The sequence below is a fragment of the Rosenbergiella metrosideri genome, assembly GCF_022602565.1.
GTDB classification, from domain to species: domain Bacteria; phylum Pseudomonadota; class Gammaproteobacteria; order Enterobacterales; family Enterobacteriaceae; genus Rosenbergiella; species Rosenbergiella metrosideri.
Genome location: NZ_JALBCV010000013.1, coordinates 1 through 18,260, shown reverse-complemented (window position 1 = coordinate 18,260; position 18,260 = coordinate 1). Strand labels below are relative to the sequence as shown.

Annotated in this window: 24 protein-coding genes, 1 other RNA gene and 1 pseudogene; 17 read left to right on the top strand and 9 right to left on the bottom strand. The window is 44.6% G+C overall.

All coding sequences use genetic code 11. The features are described from left to right. The 4 genes from rseB to MKR94_RS12230 all read right to left on the bottom strand — a co-directional run bounded on the left by rseB (window position 1) and on the right by MKR94_RS12230 (window position 3,229). Window positions 1–987, bottom strand: coding sequence for a sigma-E factor regulatory protein RseB (gene rseB / locus MKR94_RS12245; RefSeq protein ID WP_241647165.1), 987 nt, complete (start codon window positions 985–987; stop codon window positions 1–3). Beyond that, window positions 987–1,631 carry an anti-sigma-E factor RseA gene (gene rseA, locus MKR94_RS12240; RefSeq protein WP_241647164.1) on the bottom strand — a complete coding sequence of 215 codons (645 nt, stop codon included), beginning with the start codon at window positions 1,629–1,631 and terminating at the stop codon, window positions 987–989. Before rseA ends, rseB begins: the two co-directional genes overlap by 1 nt. Before the next feature lie 37 nt (window positions 1,632–1,668). Next, on the bottom strand, window positions 1,669–2,244 hold the full coding sequence (rpoE, locus tag MKR94_RS12235) for an RNA polymerase sigma factor RpoE (RefSeq protein ID WP_241647163.1): 576 nt from the start codon (window positions 2,242–2,244) through the stop codon (window positions 1,669–1,671). Between the two features lie 235 nt (window positions 2,245–2,479). Continuing rightward, window positions 2,480–3,229 carry a tRNA1(Val) (adenine(37)-N6)-methyltransferase gene (locus tag MKR94_RS12230; RefSeq protein WP_241647162.1) on the bottom strand — a complete coding sequence of 250 codons (750 nt, stop codon included), beginning with the start codon at window positions 3,227–3,229 and terminating at the stop codon, window positions 2,480–2,482. 164 nt (window positions 3,230–3,393) lie between these two features. On the opposite strand from MKR94_RS12230, the gene srmB reads away from it, so the two are divergent. Together srmB and ung are read left to right on the top strand one after the other, a co-directional pair. Next, entirely contained in the window at window positions 3,394–4,746 is a 1,353-nt protein-coding gene (gene srmB, locus MKR94_RS12225) for an ATP-dependent RNA helicase SrmB (protein ID WP_241647161.1), read from the top strand. A 54-nt stretch (window positions 4,747–4,800) separates the two neighbouring features. Further along, window positions 4,801–5,469 carry a uracil-DNA glycosylase gene (gene ung / locus MKR94_RS12220; RefSeq protein ID WP_241647160.1) on the top strand — a complete coding sequence of 223 codons (669 nt, stop codon included), beginning with the start codon at window positions 4,801–4,803 and terminating at the stop codon, window positions 5,467–5,469. 48 nt (window positions 5,470–5,517) lie between these two features. Here ung and grpE read toward each other — a convergent pair whose 3' ends face one another. Continuing rightward, a complete protein-coding gene (gene grpE / locus MKR94_RS12215; protein ID WP_099824725.1) occupies window positions 5,518–6,096 on the bottom strand; it encodes a nucleotide exchange factor GrpE in 579 nt (192 codons plus the stop codon). Window positions 6,097–6,215: 119 nt separating this feature from the next. Between grpE and nadK the strand changes: the two genes are divergently transcribed. From nadK to bamE, 3 genes are all read left to right on the top strand, one after another. Further along, window positions 6,216–7,094 (top strand): NAD(+) kinase, encoded by an 879-nt coding sequence (nadK, locus tag MKR94_RS12210; protein ID WP_241647159.1) that lies wholly within the window; start codon window positions 6,216–6,218, stop codon window positions 7,092–7,094. Between the two features lie 85 nt (window positions 7,095–7,179). Further along, window positions 7,180–8,841 (top strand): DNA repair protein RecN, encoded by a 1,662-nt coding sequence (gene recN / locus MKR94_RS12205; RefSeq protein ID WP_241647158.1) that lies wholly within the window; start codon window positions 7,180–7,182, stop codon window positions 8,839–8,841. 163 nt (window positions 8,842–9,004) lie between these two features. Further along, window positions 9,005–9,349: an outer membrane protein assembly factor BamE gene (bamE, locus tag MKR94_RS12200; RefSeq protein ID WP_241647157.1), complete on the top strand. Its 345-nt coding sequence runs from the start codon at window positions 9,005–9,007 to the stop codon at window positions 9,347–9,349. Window positions 9,350–9,389: 40 nt separating this feature from the next. Here bamE and MKR94_RS12195 read toward each other — a convergent pair whose 3' ends face one another. Next, window positions 9,390–9,683: an RnfH family protein gene (locus tag MKR94_RS12195; RefSeq protein WP_420910012.1), complete on the bottom strand. Its 294-nt coding sequence runs from the start codon at window positions 9,681–9,683 to the stop codon at window positions 9,390–9,392. Beyond that, a complete protein-coding gene (locus MKR94_RS12190; protein WP_241647156.1) occupies window positions 9,676–10,110 on the bottom strand; it encodes a type II toxin-antitoxin system RatA family toxin in 435 nt (144 codons plus the stop codon). Before MKR94_RS12190 ends, MKR94_RS12195 begins: the two co-directional genes overlap by 8 nt. 161 nt (window positions 10,111–10,271) lie before the next feature. Here MKR94_RS12190 and smpB point away from each other — a divergent pair, with 161 nt between their 5' ends. From smpB to MKR94_RS12155, 6 genes are all read left to right on the top strand, one after another. Then, entirely contained in the window at window positions 10,272–10,754 is a 483-nt protein-coding gene (gene smpB / locus MKR94_RS12185) for an SsrA-binding protein SmpB (protein ID WP_048912487.1), read from the top strand. A gap of 49 nt (window positions 10,755–10,803) precedes the next feature. Beyond that, window positions 10,804–11,167: a transfer-messenger RNA gene (gene ssrA, locus MKR94_RS12180) on the top strand. Between the two features lie 177 nt (window positions 11,168–11,344). Further along, window positions 11,345–11,584 (top strand): primase-like DNA-binding domain-containing protein, encoded by a 240-nt coding sequence (locus tag MKR94_RS17060; RefSeq protein ID WP_338328024.1) that lies wholly within the window; start codon window positions 11,345–11,347, stop codon window positions 11,582–11,584. A 386-nt stretch (window positions 11,585–11,970) separates the two neighbouring features. Then, a complete protein-coding gene (locus MKR94_RS12165; RefSeq protein WP_241647155.1) occupies window positions 11,971–12,195 on the top strand; it encodes a hypothetical protein in 225 nt (74 codons plus the stop codon). A gap of 60 nt (window positions 12,196–12,255) precedes the next feature. Next, the gene (locus tag MKR94_RS12160; RefSeq protein WP_241647154.1) at window positions 12,256–12,687 is read left to right on the top strand and encodes a hypothetical protein; all 432 of its coding nucleotides are present in this window, start codon (window positions 12,256–12,258) and stop codon (window positions 12,685–12,687) included. Further along, window positions 12,666–13,169 carry a hypothetical protein gene (locus MKR94_RS12155; RefSeq protein ID WP_241647153.1) on the top strand — a complete coding sequence of 168 codons (504 nt, stop codon included), beginning with the start codon at window positions 12,666–12,668 and terminating at the stop codon, window positions 13,167–13,169. Before MKR94_RS12160 ends, MKR94_RS12155 begins: the two co-directional genes overlap by 22 nt. Window positions 13,170–13,408: 239 nt before the next feature. Here MKR94_RS12155 and MKR94_RS12150 read toward each other — a convergent pair whose 3' ends face one another. Next, window positions 13,409–13,780, bottom strand: a complete 372-nt coding sequence (locus tag MKR94_RS12150; protein WP_241647151.1) for a phage baseplate assembly protein V — start codon at window positions 13,778–13,780, stop codon at window positions 13,409–13,411. Between the two features lie 23 nt (window positions 13,781–13,803). Here MKR94_RS12150 and MKR94_RS17455 point away from each other — a divergent pair. The 4 genes and pseudogenes from MKR94_RS17455 to MKR94_RS12135 form a co-directional block, all read left to right on the top strand. Continuing rightward, window positions 13,804–13,950: pseudogene (locus MKR94_RS17455) on the top strand (phage portal protein); the annotation flags it as partial. A 654-nt stretch (window positions 13,951–14,604) separates the two neighbouring features. Further along, entirely contained in the window at window positions 14,605–14,868 is a 264-nt protein-coding gene (locus MKR94_RS12145; protein ID WP_241647150.1) for a hypothetical protein, read from the top strand. A gap of 376 nt (window positions 14,869–15,244) precedes the next feature. Beyond that, window positions 15,245–16,033, top strand: coding sequence for a sulfite exporter TauE/SafE family protein (locus MKR94_RS12140; protein ID WP_241585971.1), 789 nt, complete (start codon window positions 15,245–15,247; stop codon window positions 16,031–16,033). Window positions 16,034–16,035: 2 nt separating this feature from the next. Next, window positions 16,036–16,596 (top strand): GNAT family N-acetyltransferase, encoded by a 561-nt coding sequence (locus MKR94_RS12135; protein WP_241647149.1) that lies wholly within the window; start codon window positions 16,036–16,038, stop codon window positions 16,594–16,596. Between the two features lie 294 nt (window positions 16,597–16,890). Here the strand turns inward: MKR94_RS12135 and MKR94_RS12130 are convergent, their stop codons facing one another. Continuing rightward, a complete protein-coding gene (locus MKR94_RS12130) occupies window positions 16,891–17,238 on the bottom strand; it encodes a hypothetical protein (RefSeq protein ID WP_241647148.1) in 348 nt (115 codons plus the stop codon). A 74-nt stretch (window positions 17,239–17,312) separates the two neighbouring features. Between MKR94_RS12130 and MKR94_RS12125 the strand changes: the two genes are divergently transcribed. Both MKR94_RS12125 and MKR94_RS12120 read left to right on the top strand, forming a co-directional pair. Further along, a complete protein-coding gene (locus tag MKR94_RS12125) occupies window positions 17,313–17,843 on the top strand; it encodes a lysozyme (RefSeq protein WP_241647147.1) in 531 nt (176 codons plus the stop codon). Between the two features lie 6 nt (window positions 17,844–17,849). Beyond that, on the top strand, window positions 17,850–18,260 hold a 411-nt coding region (locus tag MKR94_RS12120; protein ID WP_241647146.1), incomplete at its 3' end, for a hypothetical protein.

Below are 18,260 nucleotides of genomic sequence, written 5' to 3'. Positions count from 1 at the left end.
TTAAGTACCCGTATTAACCGAATCTGCAATACGCTTTGCCGTTTCACGAGGGAGCTCACCGACAACGCTAATTTCCTTATTATTACGTATTTCAACGTAGAGCGTACGACGCCCAGTGCTATAAGTTTGCGGAGGGGTTGCCCCTGTCGCCGCAGAAACATTGACCGTAAAAGTAAAAAGACCATCGGAATAGAGACGAGATTCAATTTTTTTCGCTAAAGCGGGTACTTGACGCTGGCTTTGTGACAACACCTGAACCCCTGCGGGGAGCCAGCCTGGCGACCAGTTTAATTTTGCGTGTGAATTTTTCGGCAATGAAGTCATTTCCGGCGGAAGTTTCGCATCCACCAGTGGTGCCATGACTTGTTGTAATTGATCATCAACTGCGAAATCAATAACTTGGAATTGCTCGATAGTTTCCCCTTCCTGTGATAACAAATCGGCACGCAAAGGAAGCGAACTCGCGCTGTCTAACCAAACGGCATAGCTGAAACGGGTACCGTCCTTCGATACGACACGCACCACATCGCACAATCGGTCAGCCACCCGAGAACGCCCAACACTGATAAAGTTGTAGTAGTCTTTTAGTCGATCAAAATTCGCAAACAAGATCGAAGGTAGCCCATCGATAATATGGTCGCCGGGGAGCGTGAAAGGATCAACGCCCGAACTGGCATCAAAATAACTGATCGCTCGATTACGTTGGATAACCTCTCGACGTGGGCCATCCATCTGCAGCAATTGTGCAAAGACTTGATTATTCACCCGCGCATGACGGTAGCGTAACGACTCAATACCTTGCTCATTAATAGTGATATAGGAGAGTTGGTAATTGAGCGTATTAGTCGCTTTATCCATCTGTTTTAGCATCACAAAGGGTTGGATGGGCTTTGTATCCGACGAGGCGGCGCTATTATCGGCAAAACTTGAGACGGAATAAAGCAGACTGCCGCATAATGCGGCAGAGAGAAGAAATTTTTCTTTCATTATTGGTGGACAGTGCCCGAATACTGTTGTTTATCAAGAACCGAAGATGTCGATGGCAAGCTATCACCATCATTAAGACGGCGTTGTAACTCGTAATCTTGCAGCATCGCATTGATGCGAGCACGTTGTTCTTGTACTTGCCCGGTGGAGGACGAGTTTTCGAACATATCACCCGGTACGCCTAAGCTTACAGGGGAGGCTTTACCCATCATTGGTAAGGTATTAAAAGCAGGGGTATCTTGGCTATCCGATGTCGCTGCATCACTGCCATGATTGTAATGCTGCACGCCGACAATAACAGCCATCGAGACGCAAGCTGCTACACCGACTTGAGCAAGTTGCGCACCCCAACCACCCGTCTTCGAGAAAAAGCCCATCTTGCGCCAGCGAGACGGTTCAGGTTGCTCTTCGACAATAAGCGGTGTGACCGTGGTAGCGGAAACGGGTTCTGCTGCAATCGCCTCAGCCACTTTAGCCGAGATATCGAAATGCACGACCTGCCCCAGATCACCGCGAAGCGTGTCACGAACCAGATGGTAACGCTCCCAACTCGCTTGCAACTCGGCATCTTTAGAAAGTTCAGTGAGTAAAGACTGATCTAAGGCTTCGCCATCCATTAAAGCGGAAAGTTGCTCTTTCTGCATACCTTAATACCCTTTAGGTAGTCACTCTGCTACGCGATTAGCGCTGCAGCAGTGGTTGAACTTTATTATCAATCGCTTCTCGTGCACGGAAAATGCGTGAACGAACAGTGCCAACAGGGCACTCCATGATTTCAGCGATTTCCTCGTAACTCAACCCGTCTAATTCACGGAGCGTGATCGCCATCCGTAAATCTTCAGGAAGAGTTTCAATTGTCCTAAAAACTATCTGCTTCAGTTCGTCTGACAACATTAAGTTCTCAGGGTTCGAAATTTCTTTTAAAGCACTCGCTGCTTCAAAGTTTTCGGCATCGCTCGCATCGACATCGCTGGAAGGCGGACGGCGACCTTGTGCCACTAAATAATTTTTAGCCGTGTTCACCGCGATTCGGTAAAGCCAAGTATAGAAGGCGCTCTCACCACGAAAAGACTCTATAGCTCGATAAGCCTTTATAAATGACTCTTGCGTAACATCTGGTACGTCCCCTGGCGGAACATAGCGCGTCACTAAACTGGCCACTTTATGCTGATAGCGTAGCACCAGTAAATTAAACGATTTCTGATCGCCTTTTTGGACCCGTTCCACCAGAACTTGATCCGTTAACTGCTCGCTCATCTGAGGCTCTGTCCTCATAAAATATTCAATGTAAAACCACCCAGTGCCATAACGTTACTGCCATTGGCGAGCCCAAAGTTGGAACTGAATAATGACCAAAAGTTCACTGAATTTTAGGTAAATTACTATTTAAAGTTTTAGCAATGGGTTAATCCTAATAACAATCGCGTTATCTGCAGGCCAATTTACCCGATTAACCATGAAGTTTCATATTTTTATCAGTATAGTTGATGGACTAGAATGCTAAGTAAAATTCTTCTGTTAAGCATTGAAAATCAGTGCTGTACTGCCCATGCTCAGCGCGGATCACCAAACACTCTACGCTACACTCTGTTGGGCAACGCTGCCAAGTCATTAAACGACGTTTTGCTGAACTCTCTGCCCGCTCACAGATATCGCACTGGCGATATAAAAACCACCCGGTCGTGCGCGCATACTCAGCAAAGTGCTCGGCTTCTTGAGTGGGTAACACCACCGAAAAAAAACCCTCATCGGTAAGCAGTTCCGCGACTTTCTGTAATAATGAACGATGGTCCAACGTACGACTATCCCGGGCTTTCTCTCGCTGAACGTCTCGATAGGCCGCCCCATGTTGGAAATAGGGCGGATTGCAGATCACCAGCCCATAAGATTGTCGAGATGAGGTATCCCAAGTCAGTAAATCCTGTTGCCAGACATTGAGATGCCCTTGCCAAGGAGACTGCTTACAATTCTCCTCAGCCTGTCGGACTGCAGCGAGATCGATATCAATCGCATCAATCTCAAAGGGGGCAACCTTGGCCGCTAACCGCTGCGCCACCATCAAGGACAGTAATCCACTGCCAGTACCGATATCCAATACGCGGCGTGTGGTAGGAAGTGGCGCCCAAGCCCCCAATAATACGCCATCCGTACTCACTTTCATGCCACATCGATCATGCCCTACGAAAAATTGTTTGAAGGTAAAGCCCCCACGGCGCGGTGGCGATGCTATGCTGGCTGTCATATCGGTCTCCAAAACGTCTCTATTTCGCCAAATGGTCACCCTTTTTGCGCGAACTTTATCAGTATTCACGCCCTTTTACCTGTATGACGCAGAATTAATCGGCAGGAAAAGGTGAACAATTGCGGTGAAATGTCTATAATCGGCGCCCCAACCAGAGGTAGAACATGACTGTAACCACATTTTCCGAATTAGAACTTGATGAAAGCCTGCTAGAAGCCCTACAGGATAAAAATTACCAGCGCCCGACGGCTATCCAAGCAGCTGCGATCCCACCCGCCCTTGAAGGCCGTGACATCCTTGGTTCAGCCCCTACCGGCACTGGAAAAACTGCGGCTTACTTATTGCCTGCCTTACAACATTTACTCGATTTCCCGCGTAAAAAGTCAGGGCCTCCGCGTATCCTGATCCTGACTCCTACGCGTGAATTGGCGATGCAGGTTGCGGATCAAGCCAAAGAATTAGCAAAGCACACGCATTTAGATATCTCTACCATCACTGGTGGCGTCGCGTATATGAACCACGCTGAAGTGTTCAGTACCAACCAAGATGTCGTCGTCGCGACCACTGGCCGTCTTTTACAATATATCAAAGAAGAGAACTTTGACTGCCGCGCAGTCGAAACGCTAATCCTTGATGAAGCAGACCGTATGCTGGATATGGGGTTTGCTAACGATATTGAAACTATCGCCGCTGAGACTCGCTGGCGCAAGCAGACCATGCTGTTCTCTGCAACCCTAGAGGGCGATGACATCGAAGATTTCGCACAGCGCATTTTAAACGAACCGGTCACCTTAGATGCCGATCCAAGCCGCCGCGAACGTAAAAAAATTCTTCAATGGTACTACCGTGCCGATGATTTAGAGCACAAGCGTAAATTATTAATTCATCTACTCAAACAAGAAGATGTCACCCGCTCTGTAGTCTTTATTAGGAAAAGAGATCGTGTGCATGAAGTGGCAGCATGGTTACGTGAAGCCGGTATTCGCTGTACCTATCTTGAAGGCGAAATGGTACAGATCAAACGCAACGAAGCTATTAAGCGTCTCGCAGAAGGTACTGTAAACGTTCTCGTGGCGACCGATATTGCCGCCCGTGGTATCGACGTTGATGACGTCAGCCATGTCTTTAACTTCGATATGCCACGCACCGCTGATGTCTATCTGCACCGTATTGGTCGGACGGGACGCGCAGGACGTAAAGGAACAGCATTATCCCTTGTCGAAGCACACGACAACGCACTGTTACTCAAAATCAGCCGCTACATTAACGAGCCACTGAAAGCACGAACCATCGACGAGCTCCGCCCTACTACGCGCGCACCATCGGATAAAGGGCCTAAGAAAGCCTCGAAGAAAGAGATGGAACGCCGCAAACAAAAACGTGACGCGTTAAAAGACGATAATAAACCTCGCGTTAAAAACCGTCATCGTGATGCGAAAAACGTTGGTAAGCGCCGTAAACCTTCCGAGAAAGTCGCCGTTCAGGACGTGAAAGAGACGTCAGGACGTAGCGAGTAGAAAGCAGAGGCGCATCGCGCCTCTTTTTTTTATATCCGATGACAGGAGTCAGTGATGAAAACAACCCTGACTTGGCACGATGTGCTGGGCGATGAAAAACAAAAATCTTATTTCACCGATACCTTGCAACAGGTGCAGCAAGAACGGAGCGAGGGAAGAGTGATTTATCCTCCCGCAGCTGAAGTCTTCAGCGCATTTAAATTGACCAATTTTGCCGATATTCGCGTGGTAATTTTAGGGCAAGATCCTTACCACGGTCCGAACCAGGCACATGGCTTGGCGTTTTCGGTGCAACCTGGCATTGCCCCACCGCCCTCGCTCGTGAATATCTATAAAGAGCTGGTGACCGATATCCCTGGATTTACCCGTCCCAATCATGGCTATCTTGCATCGTGGGCCTCACAGGGAGTCTTGCTACTCAATACTGTGCTCACGGTCAGGGCGGGTCAAGCCCATTCCCATGCAGGACTTGGCTGGGAGACCTTCACCTCTCATGTAATTAATATGATTAATCAGCATCATGATGGTGTGGTGTTTCTACTTTGGGGCGCGCATGCTCAGAAAAAAGGGCAAATTATCGACTCGACACGTCACCATGTTTTAAAAGCGCCGCACCCTTCTCCGCTCTCCGCACACCGCGGATTCCTAGGTTGTCAGCATTTCTCTAAAACCAACGCTATCCTCGCTACACAAGGTTTGGCAGAGATCGATTGGTCAGTGTAATAGCAAAAAAAAAGCTGCCTAGGGCAGCTTTTCTAATCTTTTCCAACATTACGCTTTAGAGACGGCAACCATGGCTGGACGTAATAAACGACCGTTTAAAGTGTAACCACGCTGCATCACCATAATGACATGGTTCGGGGCAACGTCAGCCGATTCGATCATCGACATCGCTTGGTGTACATCTGGGTTAAAAGGAACATGGGTATCACCCACAACTTCCACGCCAAACTTACGTACCGCGTCTAACAGAGATTTAAGCGTCAGCTCAATCCCTTCTACCATCGAAGCCAGTTCTGGATTCTCTTTATTAGACACTTCTAACGCGCGCTCTAAGCTATCGATGACCGGTAATAATTCATTAGCAAATTTTTCCAACGCAAATTTGTGCGCTTTCTCGATATCAATTTCAGTGCGTCGACGAATATTCTCGATTTCAGCCTGCGCACGAACTTGTGCTTCACGCACGCCGCCTTGTGATTCCGCTAGCGCTTTTTCTAACTCAGCAATACGCTCGTCGCGAGGATCGATGCTTTCTGATGCATCCTGTTGATTTTGCTGCTCAGCTTGCTCGGCATTCAACACTTCAGGATCTTGTTGATTCGGGGTATTCTGTTCTTTACTACTCATGAAAATCTCCGCATTTCATAGTCATCTCGGCAATAAGGCTATTATGGGGATGAAATTCTGGGATTCAAGGGACTCTCATCGATTGTCGAGAGTTTTGCGTAAAGAGGAAGCCTTACCTAATGAATAAGTTGTTTAATTGTATCGGAATTGTTGGCCACCCGCGGAATCTGAGCGCACTGTCTACGCATGAACAATTATGTTGTTGGCTGAGTGAACAAGGGTACGAGGTCATCGTCGAGGAGCAGATTGCTCGAGAGATGCAATTACCCAATGTGCATACAGCTACCCTCTCCCAAATCGGCCAAAGCGCGGATCTCGCCGTGGTGATCGGAGGCGATGGCAATATGCTAGGTGCCGCGCGTGTCTTAGCCCGTTACGATATAAAAGTGATAGGGATTAACCGGGGTAACCTAGGCTTTCTCACCGACCTAAATCCGGATAATGCGATTGAAGAACTGAGTAAAGTGCTAGCAGGAGAGTACATCACTGACTCTCGGGCGTTACTGGAAGCCTCAGTACGCGGTAGCCAACCTCAGCCGCGAGTCGCTGCTGCGTTAAATGAGATCGTCTTACATCCCGGTAAGGTCGCTCATATGATCGAGTTTGAAGTGTACATCGATAATCAATTTGCCTTTTCGCAGCGTTCCGATGGCCTGATTATCTCGACGACGACAGGCTCAACCGCCTATTCGCTCTCAGCTGGCGGCCCAATTCTTATGCCATCTTTAGAAGCGATTGCTATTGTGCCGATGTTTCCTCACACCCTCTCTGCCCGTCCCTTGGTCATCGATAGTCGTAGTACTATAAGCTTGAGGTTTGCCAGTTTACGCAGCGAGTTGGAGGTGAGTTGTGATAGCCAGCTTGCCCTACCGGTTCAAGAAGGTGAAGAAGTGATTATTCGTCGTAGTCCCGATGAATTATTCCTACTTCACCCAAAAGATTATAACTATTTCACCACGCTTACTGGGAAGTTGGGGTGGTCAGAAAAATTATTCTGAAAATCTCTCTGCGGGTCTTTACTCAGTAAAAAAGATGCTTATACTGTATAAAAAAACAGTCATGTTTTTCCATACAGGTGATTATATGCTGGCACAACTTACTATCAGTAATTTTGCTATTGTTCGCGAACTGGATATCGATTTCCAACAGGGTATGACTGCCATCACTGGCGAAACCGGTGCGGGTAAGTCTATCGCAATCGATGCCTTAGGATTATGTTTAGGCAACCGTGCTGACGCCGACACCGTTCGTCCAGGCGCGCAACGTGCAGATATTTGTGCCAGATTTCAGCTCAAAAAATCCCCCTCTGCCCAACAGTGGTTAATTGATAATCACCTTGATGACCAAGGCGAATGTTTATTGCGGCGAGTGATCAGTGCCGATGGCCGCTCTCGCGGCTTTATCAATGGTACTGCAGTTCCACTTTCGCAACTGCGTGAACTGGGCCAATTACTTATCCAAATCCACGGCCAACATGCTCATCAACTCCTGCTAAAAGCCGATCATCAACGCACTCTGCTCGATGCATACAGCCACCATCCCTCGCTGCTTGAAGCAATGCGTGATGCTTATAATCACTGGCATAAAAGCTGTCGCCATCTTGCGGCTCTTACGCAGCAAAAAAATGATCGCGCGGCACGCCGTGAATTGCTCGATTATCAATTACAAGAACTCAATAAGTTTGCGCCGGTTGAAGACGAATATCAGCAAATCGACGAAGAGTACAAACAACTTGCCAGCAGTGGCCAACGTATTACGTTAAGCCAACAAATTGTCCATCTGGTTTCTGAGAGTGAAGAGGCCTCCTTACAGTCTCTTGTTTACCAATCTCAACAACTGTTACAAGAACTGGTTTCGTTGGATGATCGCTTAGCTCCCGTGCAAGGCATGATGGACAACGCCGCTATTTTATTGAGCGAAATGAGCGATGAGCTACGCCATTATCATGAGGCGATCGATTTAGACCCTAATCGTTTGCAAGGCTTAGAACAGCGGCTATCTCGTTATATTTCACTCGCACGCAAACACCATGTCACGCCCGAAACACTGTACAGTACGCATCAACAATTGTTGGATGAATATTCGCAGTTAGAGAATGTAGAGTCAGATATCGAGCAACTGACTGCCGAAGTCGCCCATTACCATCAACGTGCAGTGGAAGTTGCTGAACAACTTTCTTCGCAACGGCAGCACTTCGCCAGCGAATTAGCAGGATTGATCACCGAGTCAATCCAGCAGCTCGCGATGCCGCATGGTCAGTTCGATATCGTGATTACTCACACGCCAGAGAAACTTACCGCTGAGGGTGCTGACAGTATCGAGTTCCTCGTCTCGGCAAACCCGGGTCAGTCACTTCAACCCCTAGGTAAGGTTGTTTCAGGTGGTGAACTCTCACGTATTGCCTTAGCTGTCCAGGTCATTACGGCTAAGAAAATGGAAACGCCTGCCATGATTTTCGATGAGGTTGATGTCGGGATTAGTGGCCCAACCGCTGCCATCGTTGGCAAAATGTTACGTAAATTAGGCGAGTCGACCCAAGTGCTATGCGTTACTCACTTACCGCAGGTCGCTGGATGTGGTCACGGTCATTTCTACATTAGTAAACTCACCGATGGTGCGATGACAGAGACTCGCATGGTGAATTTAGATAAAGCCGCTCGCTTGAAAGAATTAGCTCGCCTTCTAGGGGGCAGTGAAGTTACCCGCAACACCTTAGCCAACGCTAAAGAACTTTTAGCGGCTTAATCGGGCACTTTTTCTTAGTATAACAGTCATATCTTACGCCAGAGGTTTTCATCTGGCGTAAGGTCTATTATTATCGACATCTAGCTTCCCTGCGATCAGGGTGAACTTATTGTGATGGCAAGTTATGCCTGTGGGCAACTGGTCAAGAAAAAGGAAACGATTCATGCGCAGTAAAATACTGACTGCTGCGACCGCGGCGCTATTGTTAACCACCGCCGGTTGCTCAACGTTGGAACGTGTAGTTTATCGCCCGGATATCAACCAAGGGAATTACTTGGTCGCGACCGATGTCAGTAAAATTCATACTGGTATGACACAGCAGCAGGTTGCTTACACCCTCGGCACGCCTATGATGAGCGATCCTTTTGGCAGCAATGTGTGGTATTACGTTTTCCGCCAAGAGCCAGGGCATGAGAAAGTCACTCAACAAACCCTGACGCTGACGTTTAACAGCAGTGGTATTCTGACTAATGTCGACAACAAGCCCGCATTAACCAAAACCAAATAAGTAAATTCGCTACTCGATCACGGTTCGGGTAGCGATATTCTTATTTTTTATTGGCGGCCGAACGTTCTGCTCGTTGCCGACGCATCTCTTTAGGATCCGCTAAGAGTGGACGATAAATTTCAACTCTATCTCCCTCTTCCACCTGATCAGTAAGCTTAACGGGACGGCTGTATACGCCAACTTTATTCTCCGTTAATTGGATATCTTTACGCAGTTCTAATAGACCCGAGGCAATAATCGCCTCTTCAATTGTACTGCCTTCTGGCACGCTTACCGGTCGAAGATATTGTTTTTCAGGTAGTGCGTAAACCACCTCAACACGAATATCAGCCACGATAAACCTCTTGAGCTCGCTCGCTGAAAGCTTTCACCATGTTATTCGCTAACTCTTTAAAAATGCGACCGAAAGCCATTTCCACCAACATATTCGAAAATTCGAAATCGAGGCTAAGTTCTACCTTACAAGCCTCGTCACCGAGAGGCGTAAAGCTCCATCCACCAGTGAGTTTACGGAAAGGACCATCCACCAGCTGCATCGCAATACGTTGATTTTCTGTCAGGGTATTACGTGTCGTAAAGGTTTTACTGATGCCCGCTTTGGAGACATCGACCGATGCGGTCATCTGCTGCTCGGTTTGCTCTAAAATTTTGCTACCGGTGCAGCCAGGGAGAAATTGTGGATAGCTATCAACATCGTTGACAAGTTGATACATTTTAGCCGCGCTGAAAGGGACCAACGCTGAACGAGTGATCTGGGCCATAAGAGTTCCTGGTCTGAAAAAAACACCTTGATCATAGCAGTTTCAGCAAATAAACAGAAATGTCTAATCGGAATCAGCGTGCTAGAATAGCACCAATACTTAACTTTCTTACATTAGGAAGTCAGCGACGCCTTCAAAAAGTGGTGTAGAATAGGGATACTATGACAAAGAAAAAATCAAACAAACCTGGTTCCGCGACCATTGCAATGAATAAACGTGCCCGCCACGAATATTTCATTGAAGAAGAGTTTGAAGCGGGGCTTTCACTACAGGGATGGGAAGTCAAATCCCTGCGTGCAGGCAAAGCAAACATTAGCGAAAGCTATATCTTATTACGTGACGGCGAAGCCTATCTGTTCGGTTCTACCTTTCAGCCGTTAACGGTCGCCTCTTCCCACGTGGTATGTGACCCCACACGTAACCGTAAGCTGCTACTCAAGCAACGTGAACTTGATTCACTGTATGGCCGCGTGAACCGCGAAGGCTACACCATTGTTGCCCTTTCTCTTTATTGGAAGAACGCATGGTGTAAGCTTAAAATCGGCGTAGCGAAAGGTAAGAAAGAACACGATAAACGCGATGATATTAAAAATCGTGAGTGGCAGTTAGATAAAGCACGTATCATGAAGAACGCAAATCGTTAAATTACTGGTACAGCAGCGTAATTATCTGCTACACTGTATAACAGTACTTGGGGCTGATTCTGGATTCGACAGGATTCGCGAAGCCCTAGGAGCATGCCGAGGGGCGGTTGGCCTCGTAAAAAGCCGCAAAAAAATAGTCGCAAACGACGAAAACTACGCACTAGCAGCTTAATAACCTGCATAGAGCCCTCTCTCCCTAGCCTCCGCTCTTAGGACGGGGATCAAGAGAGGTCAAACCCAAAAGAGATCGTGTGGATGCCCTGCCTGGGGTTGAAGCATTAAACTTAATCAGGCTAGTTCGTTAGTGGCGTGTCCATCCGCAGCTAACTGGCGAATGTAAAGACTGGACTAAGCATGTAGTGCCGACGGTGTAGTAATTCTGGACGCGGGTTCAACTCCCGCCAGCTCCACCAAAATTCTCCATCGGTGATGACCAGAGTCATCCGATGAAGTCCTAAGAGCCCGCATGGCATAAGCCTTCGCGGGCTTTTTTGTATCGGTAATCGTCCGAGGACATCCAGCTAAATCCAGTGATTATTGGTATACGTTTAAGCTAAAAGCGTATACCCATTCACGCAGGAAAGCCGCGCATGGCAAGGACTACACGCCCTCTCACCAACACTAGAGTTCTCCACTCCAAGGCGATCGATAAAGATTTGACGCTGCATGATGGCGACGGACTTTTTATGGTGGTAAAAATTACCGGAAAGAAGCTCTGGCGCTTTGGCTATCACGCCTACCTGTCATTTATGGAAGCCAGAGGCCATCAGCATCCCATGAGCCTGACTGCGTTCCGCCAGGCCGTGCCGCAGATGCTAAAGAAATACTAGATAGAGTTACTAAAGCGCAAAACGAAGAACGGTATCCAGACCAGTCTGGAGCTGAGCGAAGACTGTGAGGTCGACTGACTGCCCCGTTGCGATGTATAAGCCAGACGACAGAACCCAAACCGGCCTCGGCCGGTTTTCTTATGCCTGAAGGTGAAGAGTGGTGAAAACTACCAATTGAAGTGGTCACCAACTAATTATCTGAATATAAAGGAGAAATTCAAAAGATGAACAGGGTAAATACTTTTCCGTAAAATTTTTTTTAGCCTGAAACGACTGGAATCAGGCCAATAGCACACTTTTCCATCACATCCTGAAAAGAGACTATTTTCAATCTCATTAGTCTATTTATTATATTCAGAAGATTATTCTCCTTACAGGGATTGAAAATGGATACAGCTTTACTTAGTGCGTTGGACTCAGACGGGAAAGCGAAATTTGAAAGTGCGGTAAACGCATTACAAGGCGATGTATCTGCGACAGCGGCAAAGCTCTCTGTCGATCCCCGACTGCGCCTTGAGTACTCTAAACGCATTAAAGAAATGGCCGAGGATCTCAGAGCCAAAGCAAATAGCGGCATCATCAGCTGGGAAAAAGCAGCAATGGAGGCCTAGGAAACCAGAAATCTGATAATGGATAGGGTACGCACCCGGAGTACGCCACTTGGTAGGGCTATGGCAGAAAGGATGAAGACTTCGGGCGTAACGCTTAATGAGTTAGTCGCCAAAAAAACTGCGTCTATGTTCGGGCCAAAAACTAACTTTAACAGCTTATCAGAAACACAAAAAAATCAGGTTTATGCCGGAATTGTAGAATCAGTAGGCAAATCGAACCCTCAGATTAACCTGAGAATGATGAAATTGTCCCGTGCAGCTAAGGGCGTAATGGTTCTTTCTATCGGGGTATCAGTATATGAAATATACACGTCAGACAATAAAGCTTTAGAAACCGGCAGGCAGGTCGCTATCAACGGAGCAGGTATTGCAGGCGGCTGGGCTGGCGGTACTATTGCTGGTTTAATGTGTGGGCCTGGCGCACCCGTATGTGTGCTATTGGGCGGATTTGTCGGCGGTGCTTTAGCGGCATGGGAAATGGGCAACTGGTAAAAATAGAGATGGAAGAAGTTACGACACTATCGTTATCAAAAGTGAATGAAGCAACAGATACCGCCCAGGCCCGGTCTGAAGTGCTTATTGACGGCAGATTAACAGGGATTACCATTCCCGGAAAAGTGCTTGAGGCTGCAATAAAAGTCGATACACGTCGCTATCTTTTATTCGTGACGGATAACGACATCTTTGAAGAAATGCTGACGATCCTGCTGCTGGATTTTTCTAAAGGCGTAGTGGAAAAACTGACTATCGGAGTCGCTTATACTTCAGGTAACTTTGAAAATTTGGAGGTTTCGCCCCGCTCCGCAAGCTTCCGCTTTATTGGTGATACCGTATGGACAGTAAGAGTATCGGAATCCCCCACGCTTAAACTGCCGTTCTCCGATCCTCGCGGTGTAAGCCGCCCAGCAGGATTAAGGAAATACATCGATATCTCCGCTAACCCTGCTCCGGCCAGGGGCGACGGTAGCCGATAAGCCAGGCTACATCCTTTTTACTTTATCGCCAGAACAGGCGATAAAGCTGTGAGACGAAACGGCATTGGTATACGTTTAGGTATACCAATCAAAGTTGAATTCATAAAAATAACACCAATACAGTAAGTTGGATTGAAGATTCAGATTCCGTCAGATGATGGATTCTACAAATTTCGCTGATCGATAGGCAATATCTTTAATGGCTCTGCCGTCCGCGCTAATCATCCCCAAATAACGACTCATACTGCTCCTCCACTGAGATCGCCGCCAGATTTCACGGCGCTACGTTGGTATTTATCCACGAATACGCCAGTAGACCACATCGCACCGCCGCCCTGTGTCACGGCACCGTTAATCACCACATCGCTGTTAATGCGGGTTTGCTCGGCCTCAATATGAAACGGTGGTGCTTTAAAGGTCGCGCTTACGCTCGCCTCGACTAACACCCATTTAATGCTTGTCACCTGGAAATGCCCAGGCGCTGGGTCATAACTAAACAGTGCGCCATCGTCATACTCAATAACCTCAGCGCTGAGGCTATTGCTGGGTGGCGGAAACTGGTTGGAATGAATCGTGGGCAGCGCAAAGGCGGTGCCGAGAATACCGACCAAACTTTACAGCATCACTTGCTCGTCCACAGATGATGGGCATTATACCGAATAACGTCAGCGGCTTTGTGGAAGTTGAAAAAGTGAGCCTCGTCTTTGTGCGCAATGAATTGCTGCCGCTACAAAAACGCTTTACGGAGTTGAACGAGTGGACGGGTGAGGTAAATTTATAATTCGAATCTTACACACTGAATATGGATTTGTGATATCAAATTCAGGGGATTATTTCACACAAAAGTTGAATAACCGCCTAACTCAAAATAAAAAACCAAAATTATAAAAATCATCAACGAAAAATTTGGATAATTAAATCAATATATTCAGCAATGATTAGCTAGGTGGCCTTTAATCCCAGAAAGTAAGTTTTTTTGGTTTTAAATACCATAAGAAACTTACATGCTGGAAATTTAATCCAATTGGTATCCATAAAAAATTGATATAGTGAAATTAATCTATCTCGGAGTAACTTATTGACAGTAGGTTATTTACTTGAGTTTATTTATATACGTTTTCATTCAATGAAAATACAGCTATAAATCATGTCATTATTGAAAGCAGTAGAATAATAAACTTTTTTATTATTTATGCCTTGAATTCCAAGGTTGTTATGAACTATAAAATTACAGCAATTAATGGCCAGGCTTGCATACTATAAATAGTGAAAAGACAAGATAAATATCAAGAATAATGTAACACTACTGAAGTCAAACCATATCTGAGGGACACTCCCTTTAACTAGAGAAAAAATTAATCAAATTCTTCATAGTGAAAACTATATTATTTGGAAAATTAAAGATTTTGATACCCATAAATTAGCTGATACACCGGTGGAATCACTTGATGCACAGTTAGTAGAATTGAAAAATTCAGATTTACATGGCGCTTATTTATCTGCTGATTTTGATGCTGGTATCTGGCCAGTTGTCTATCAAGGAGAAAATAACGGACATTTAATACGTCATGTTTGCCCTTCGAAAACTGCAGAGGGGAAAATAAGTTCCCAAGTTGGGAAGTTTGACTTTTACCCACATGTAGATAATCCTGATCTAAAAATAACTGTCGAAGACAGTATCTCAAATATCGGTAATTGAAGTCTTGCCAGAAGGTGTTGTTAAAACTTTATCGAAACCTTTGTATCACGCTAGACGACCTGAGAGCTTTGAGGGGTGTTTGTTTGTAGTAATGGTACCGGTTCTAGTAAAGAATAATGATACGTGGTATTCACGTTTTGACTGGCGAAACATAAATGGGTTATCAGCTGAAGCTGTGACTTTTCTTAATCAAATAATATTGCATACTAGAAGCTCTTTTAATGCAAGATACGACAGAACAGATCGATGGTTATTAAGAGTTTTTAGTATGACGAATAGACCACCAATTAGTCATCTATTAGAACCCCACCGATGCTTACATCACCTACGAACTTTTTTGTAAACCACTTTAAGCTAAATTTTACTGGATGGAATTATGTTTGTTGAAGGAAGTATTATCTCGAATTATTTGATATTTGGCGTAGCTTTACTTGTAATAGCTTCTTTTATCGCAGGATATATAGATGCCATAGCAGGTGGTGCAGGATTAATACTTATACCTGCATTTATTTTAACCGGTTTACCGCCACAACTGGCTTTAGGTCAAGAGAAGCTTGTTAGTACAATAGGGACAATTGCTGCAATAAAAAACTTTATTAAAAATAAATCAGTTGTATGGACAGTGATCCCAGCTGGATTGGTTTCAGCATTAGTTGGAGCATATGTTGGTGCTAAAGTTATTTTATTACTACCAATTGAAACTCTCTCGATAATAATTGCATGCTTACTACCTGTAGGGCTGATCGCTGCGAGCATTAAAGGGAAAGTTAAAGAGTCCTCAAACACTTCAGCTAACACAAGCTTTCTTCCTATTTTCTCAGTATGTTTTGCCGTAGGTTTCTATGACGGATTCTTTGGCCCAGGTACTGGTAGTTTGTTCATAATTGCCCTTACAGTAGTTAATCGATTTGCAATATTGAAAGCATCTGCAACAAGTAAGATATTTAACTTTTCATCTAATATAGGCGCATTCATAGCTTTTGCAATGGCTGGGAAGATGGCTTATTTGATAGGTATCCCAATGATTCTAGCCAGCCTTGCTGGTAATCATATTGGGAGCATACATGCTATAAAAACAAATGGGGAAATAATTAGGAAGGTTCTCTTTATTACTGTGGGTGCTATGATGGCAACGCTCGTTCTAAAATACTTTGTCGGAATATAATAATGAACAATAATTTTATCATACGTAATGCAACAACTGGCGATATACAGGAAGTAAAAGCGTTACTCGAAAGGTATCACGCTAAAAACTTGGACGATCAGCAAAAGAAAAATGGCTTTGTCACTACTGATATGACCATTAGCCAATTAAGTCAACTTTGTAATGAGGAAAACGGTGTTGCAATAGCTATTGATGAAGATACCGGTAAAATTGTGGCTATCTTACTTGGTGCATCTTGGAGCTTTCTCAAGCCATGGCCTATGTTTGAATATATGGCAAAGATTTTGCCAAATTACTCATTCAGAAATAGTCAGCTCAACAGCAGTGAATCATACCAGTATGGTCCAATTTGTATAGCTGAAGAGTATCGCGGCTTAGGTATCGGAGAAAAACTACTCGATCATCAAAGAAAAGAGTTCTCGAAGAATTATGAAAATGTAGTCACTTTTGTCAACGTAAAAAACAGTCGTTCCTATGCCTTTCATAAAAGAAATAAGTTTGAGGATATTGGCCGGTTTGAGTTTAATGGAAACCATTACCATTTGATGGCTATTGGAACCTAGAGCTAATTAGCTAAAAGTAAGAGGGTGATAAATAGTCACCCTACTATTTCGCATAATTAATATATTAAATCTTAGACTAAGTATACAAGATCTGAGCCATACCTATCCTAGCTACGCACTCGCCCGCCGCCTTCGCTCTCCACTTAACGATCCTCTTTCCTTGCACTTTGTGATCCACTAAAAAACCCGCATCGCGCGGGCTTGAGGATGATTTTATGTGCAAAGCATTCATGCGATTTCATGCACTTAAGATTAATCACTAATCGAGATTAATAACGAATAAAATCATAAAAACTAATGTATTAAACCTAGTAGGTTACTTGAAACTATTATGCCTGCATAAATAGTTATAGAGATAATGCTGAGTATAGTTCCATAAGTTATTTTAGGCACTGAGGTACCTGTCCCCATATAATGGGTTTCAAGCACTATAATATTGGCAGCAGGTGGCAAGAAACAAAATAATAGCAAGGTCAATACGTTCTGAGTTACGATAGCAACATCGAATTCTTTAGCAATTAAGTAAACAATAAAAACACACAAAGACATTAAAAACGCCTTCACAAAATAAGGCTTACATTCACTACCTAATCCTTTAATTGATAACTGTGTTTCCGATAGCCACATACCCAAAATAGCCATACCGAGAAAGCTCATTAAAAATTTTGAATTTTTCGTTCAAGGAATTATATCAAAATGAGGATTAACATATTTTTTTGTATCAAGAGTCAGATCATTACACAGTTCTTTTAACCTTTAGTATAAATGATTCGCTTTCATTCAGCTCTTCCGGTTATAGCCAGTTAAGAACCCGCGAGGGTGTGCGATACCATTACTACAATGACTTGGGCCCACGTGCTGGAAATTGTACTTGGGGGGTAGACACCCTTGCTCATTTTGGGATTTGTACGGAAGAAGAGCTCAAACGATCGGTATCAAGTACTGACGTGAATAATGCATTGGCTAAGCATGTGCAAAAACTTGAAAGATATCTAAGGAGAAAAGTAAATAAGCATCCCCTCACTCAAGCTCAATTTGATGGCTTAATATCATTTAGTTACAATGTATCTAATCCTTCACCTGTAATGGAGCTAGCTAACAGAGGTGATATGGATTGTGTTCGTAAAAGTATGCTAAAATATGTTTATGTTTTTAACCATGATAAAAATGGAAAGAAAGTAGGCCCACCTCGTCTGCTTCCCGCTCTCTACAGGAGAAGGCTGGAAGAGTCCTCTGCTTTTAAATAGGATAAAATGTTGAAAAAATCAATATTAATATTGCTATTCTTAGTTTTTATCTCCCAGCAGGAAGTGTTAGCTAATAGTAATAAAAACACTGACAATCGATTGGATCTTCTTATGGGAAAAAACACACATAAACAATATCACGAATTTTTTGAAAAATTGAAGAAATCAGCTTTAAAAAATGATAAAAAAACCATTGCATCAATGGTAGAGTATCCAATTACTGTCACTGTAGGCCATAAAGAAATAGAAATTAAAAATAGAGAAGAGTTCATTTTCAAGTACAATACAATATTCACTAAAAACTTAGTAGGGAAAGTGATCAACCAAAAATACTCCGATTTATTTATAAAAGATACTGGAATCATGATTGGTCAATCTGGTGAAATATTGTTTGGAGGTATATGCACTGTGAGTGAC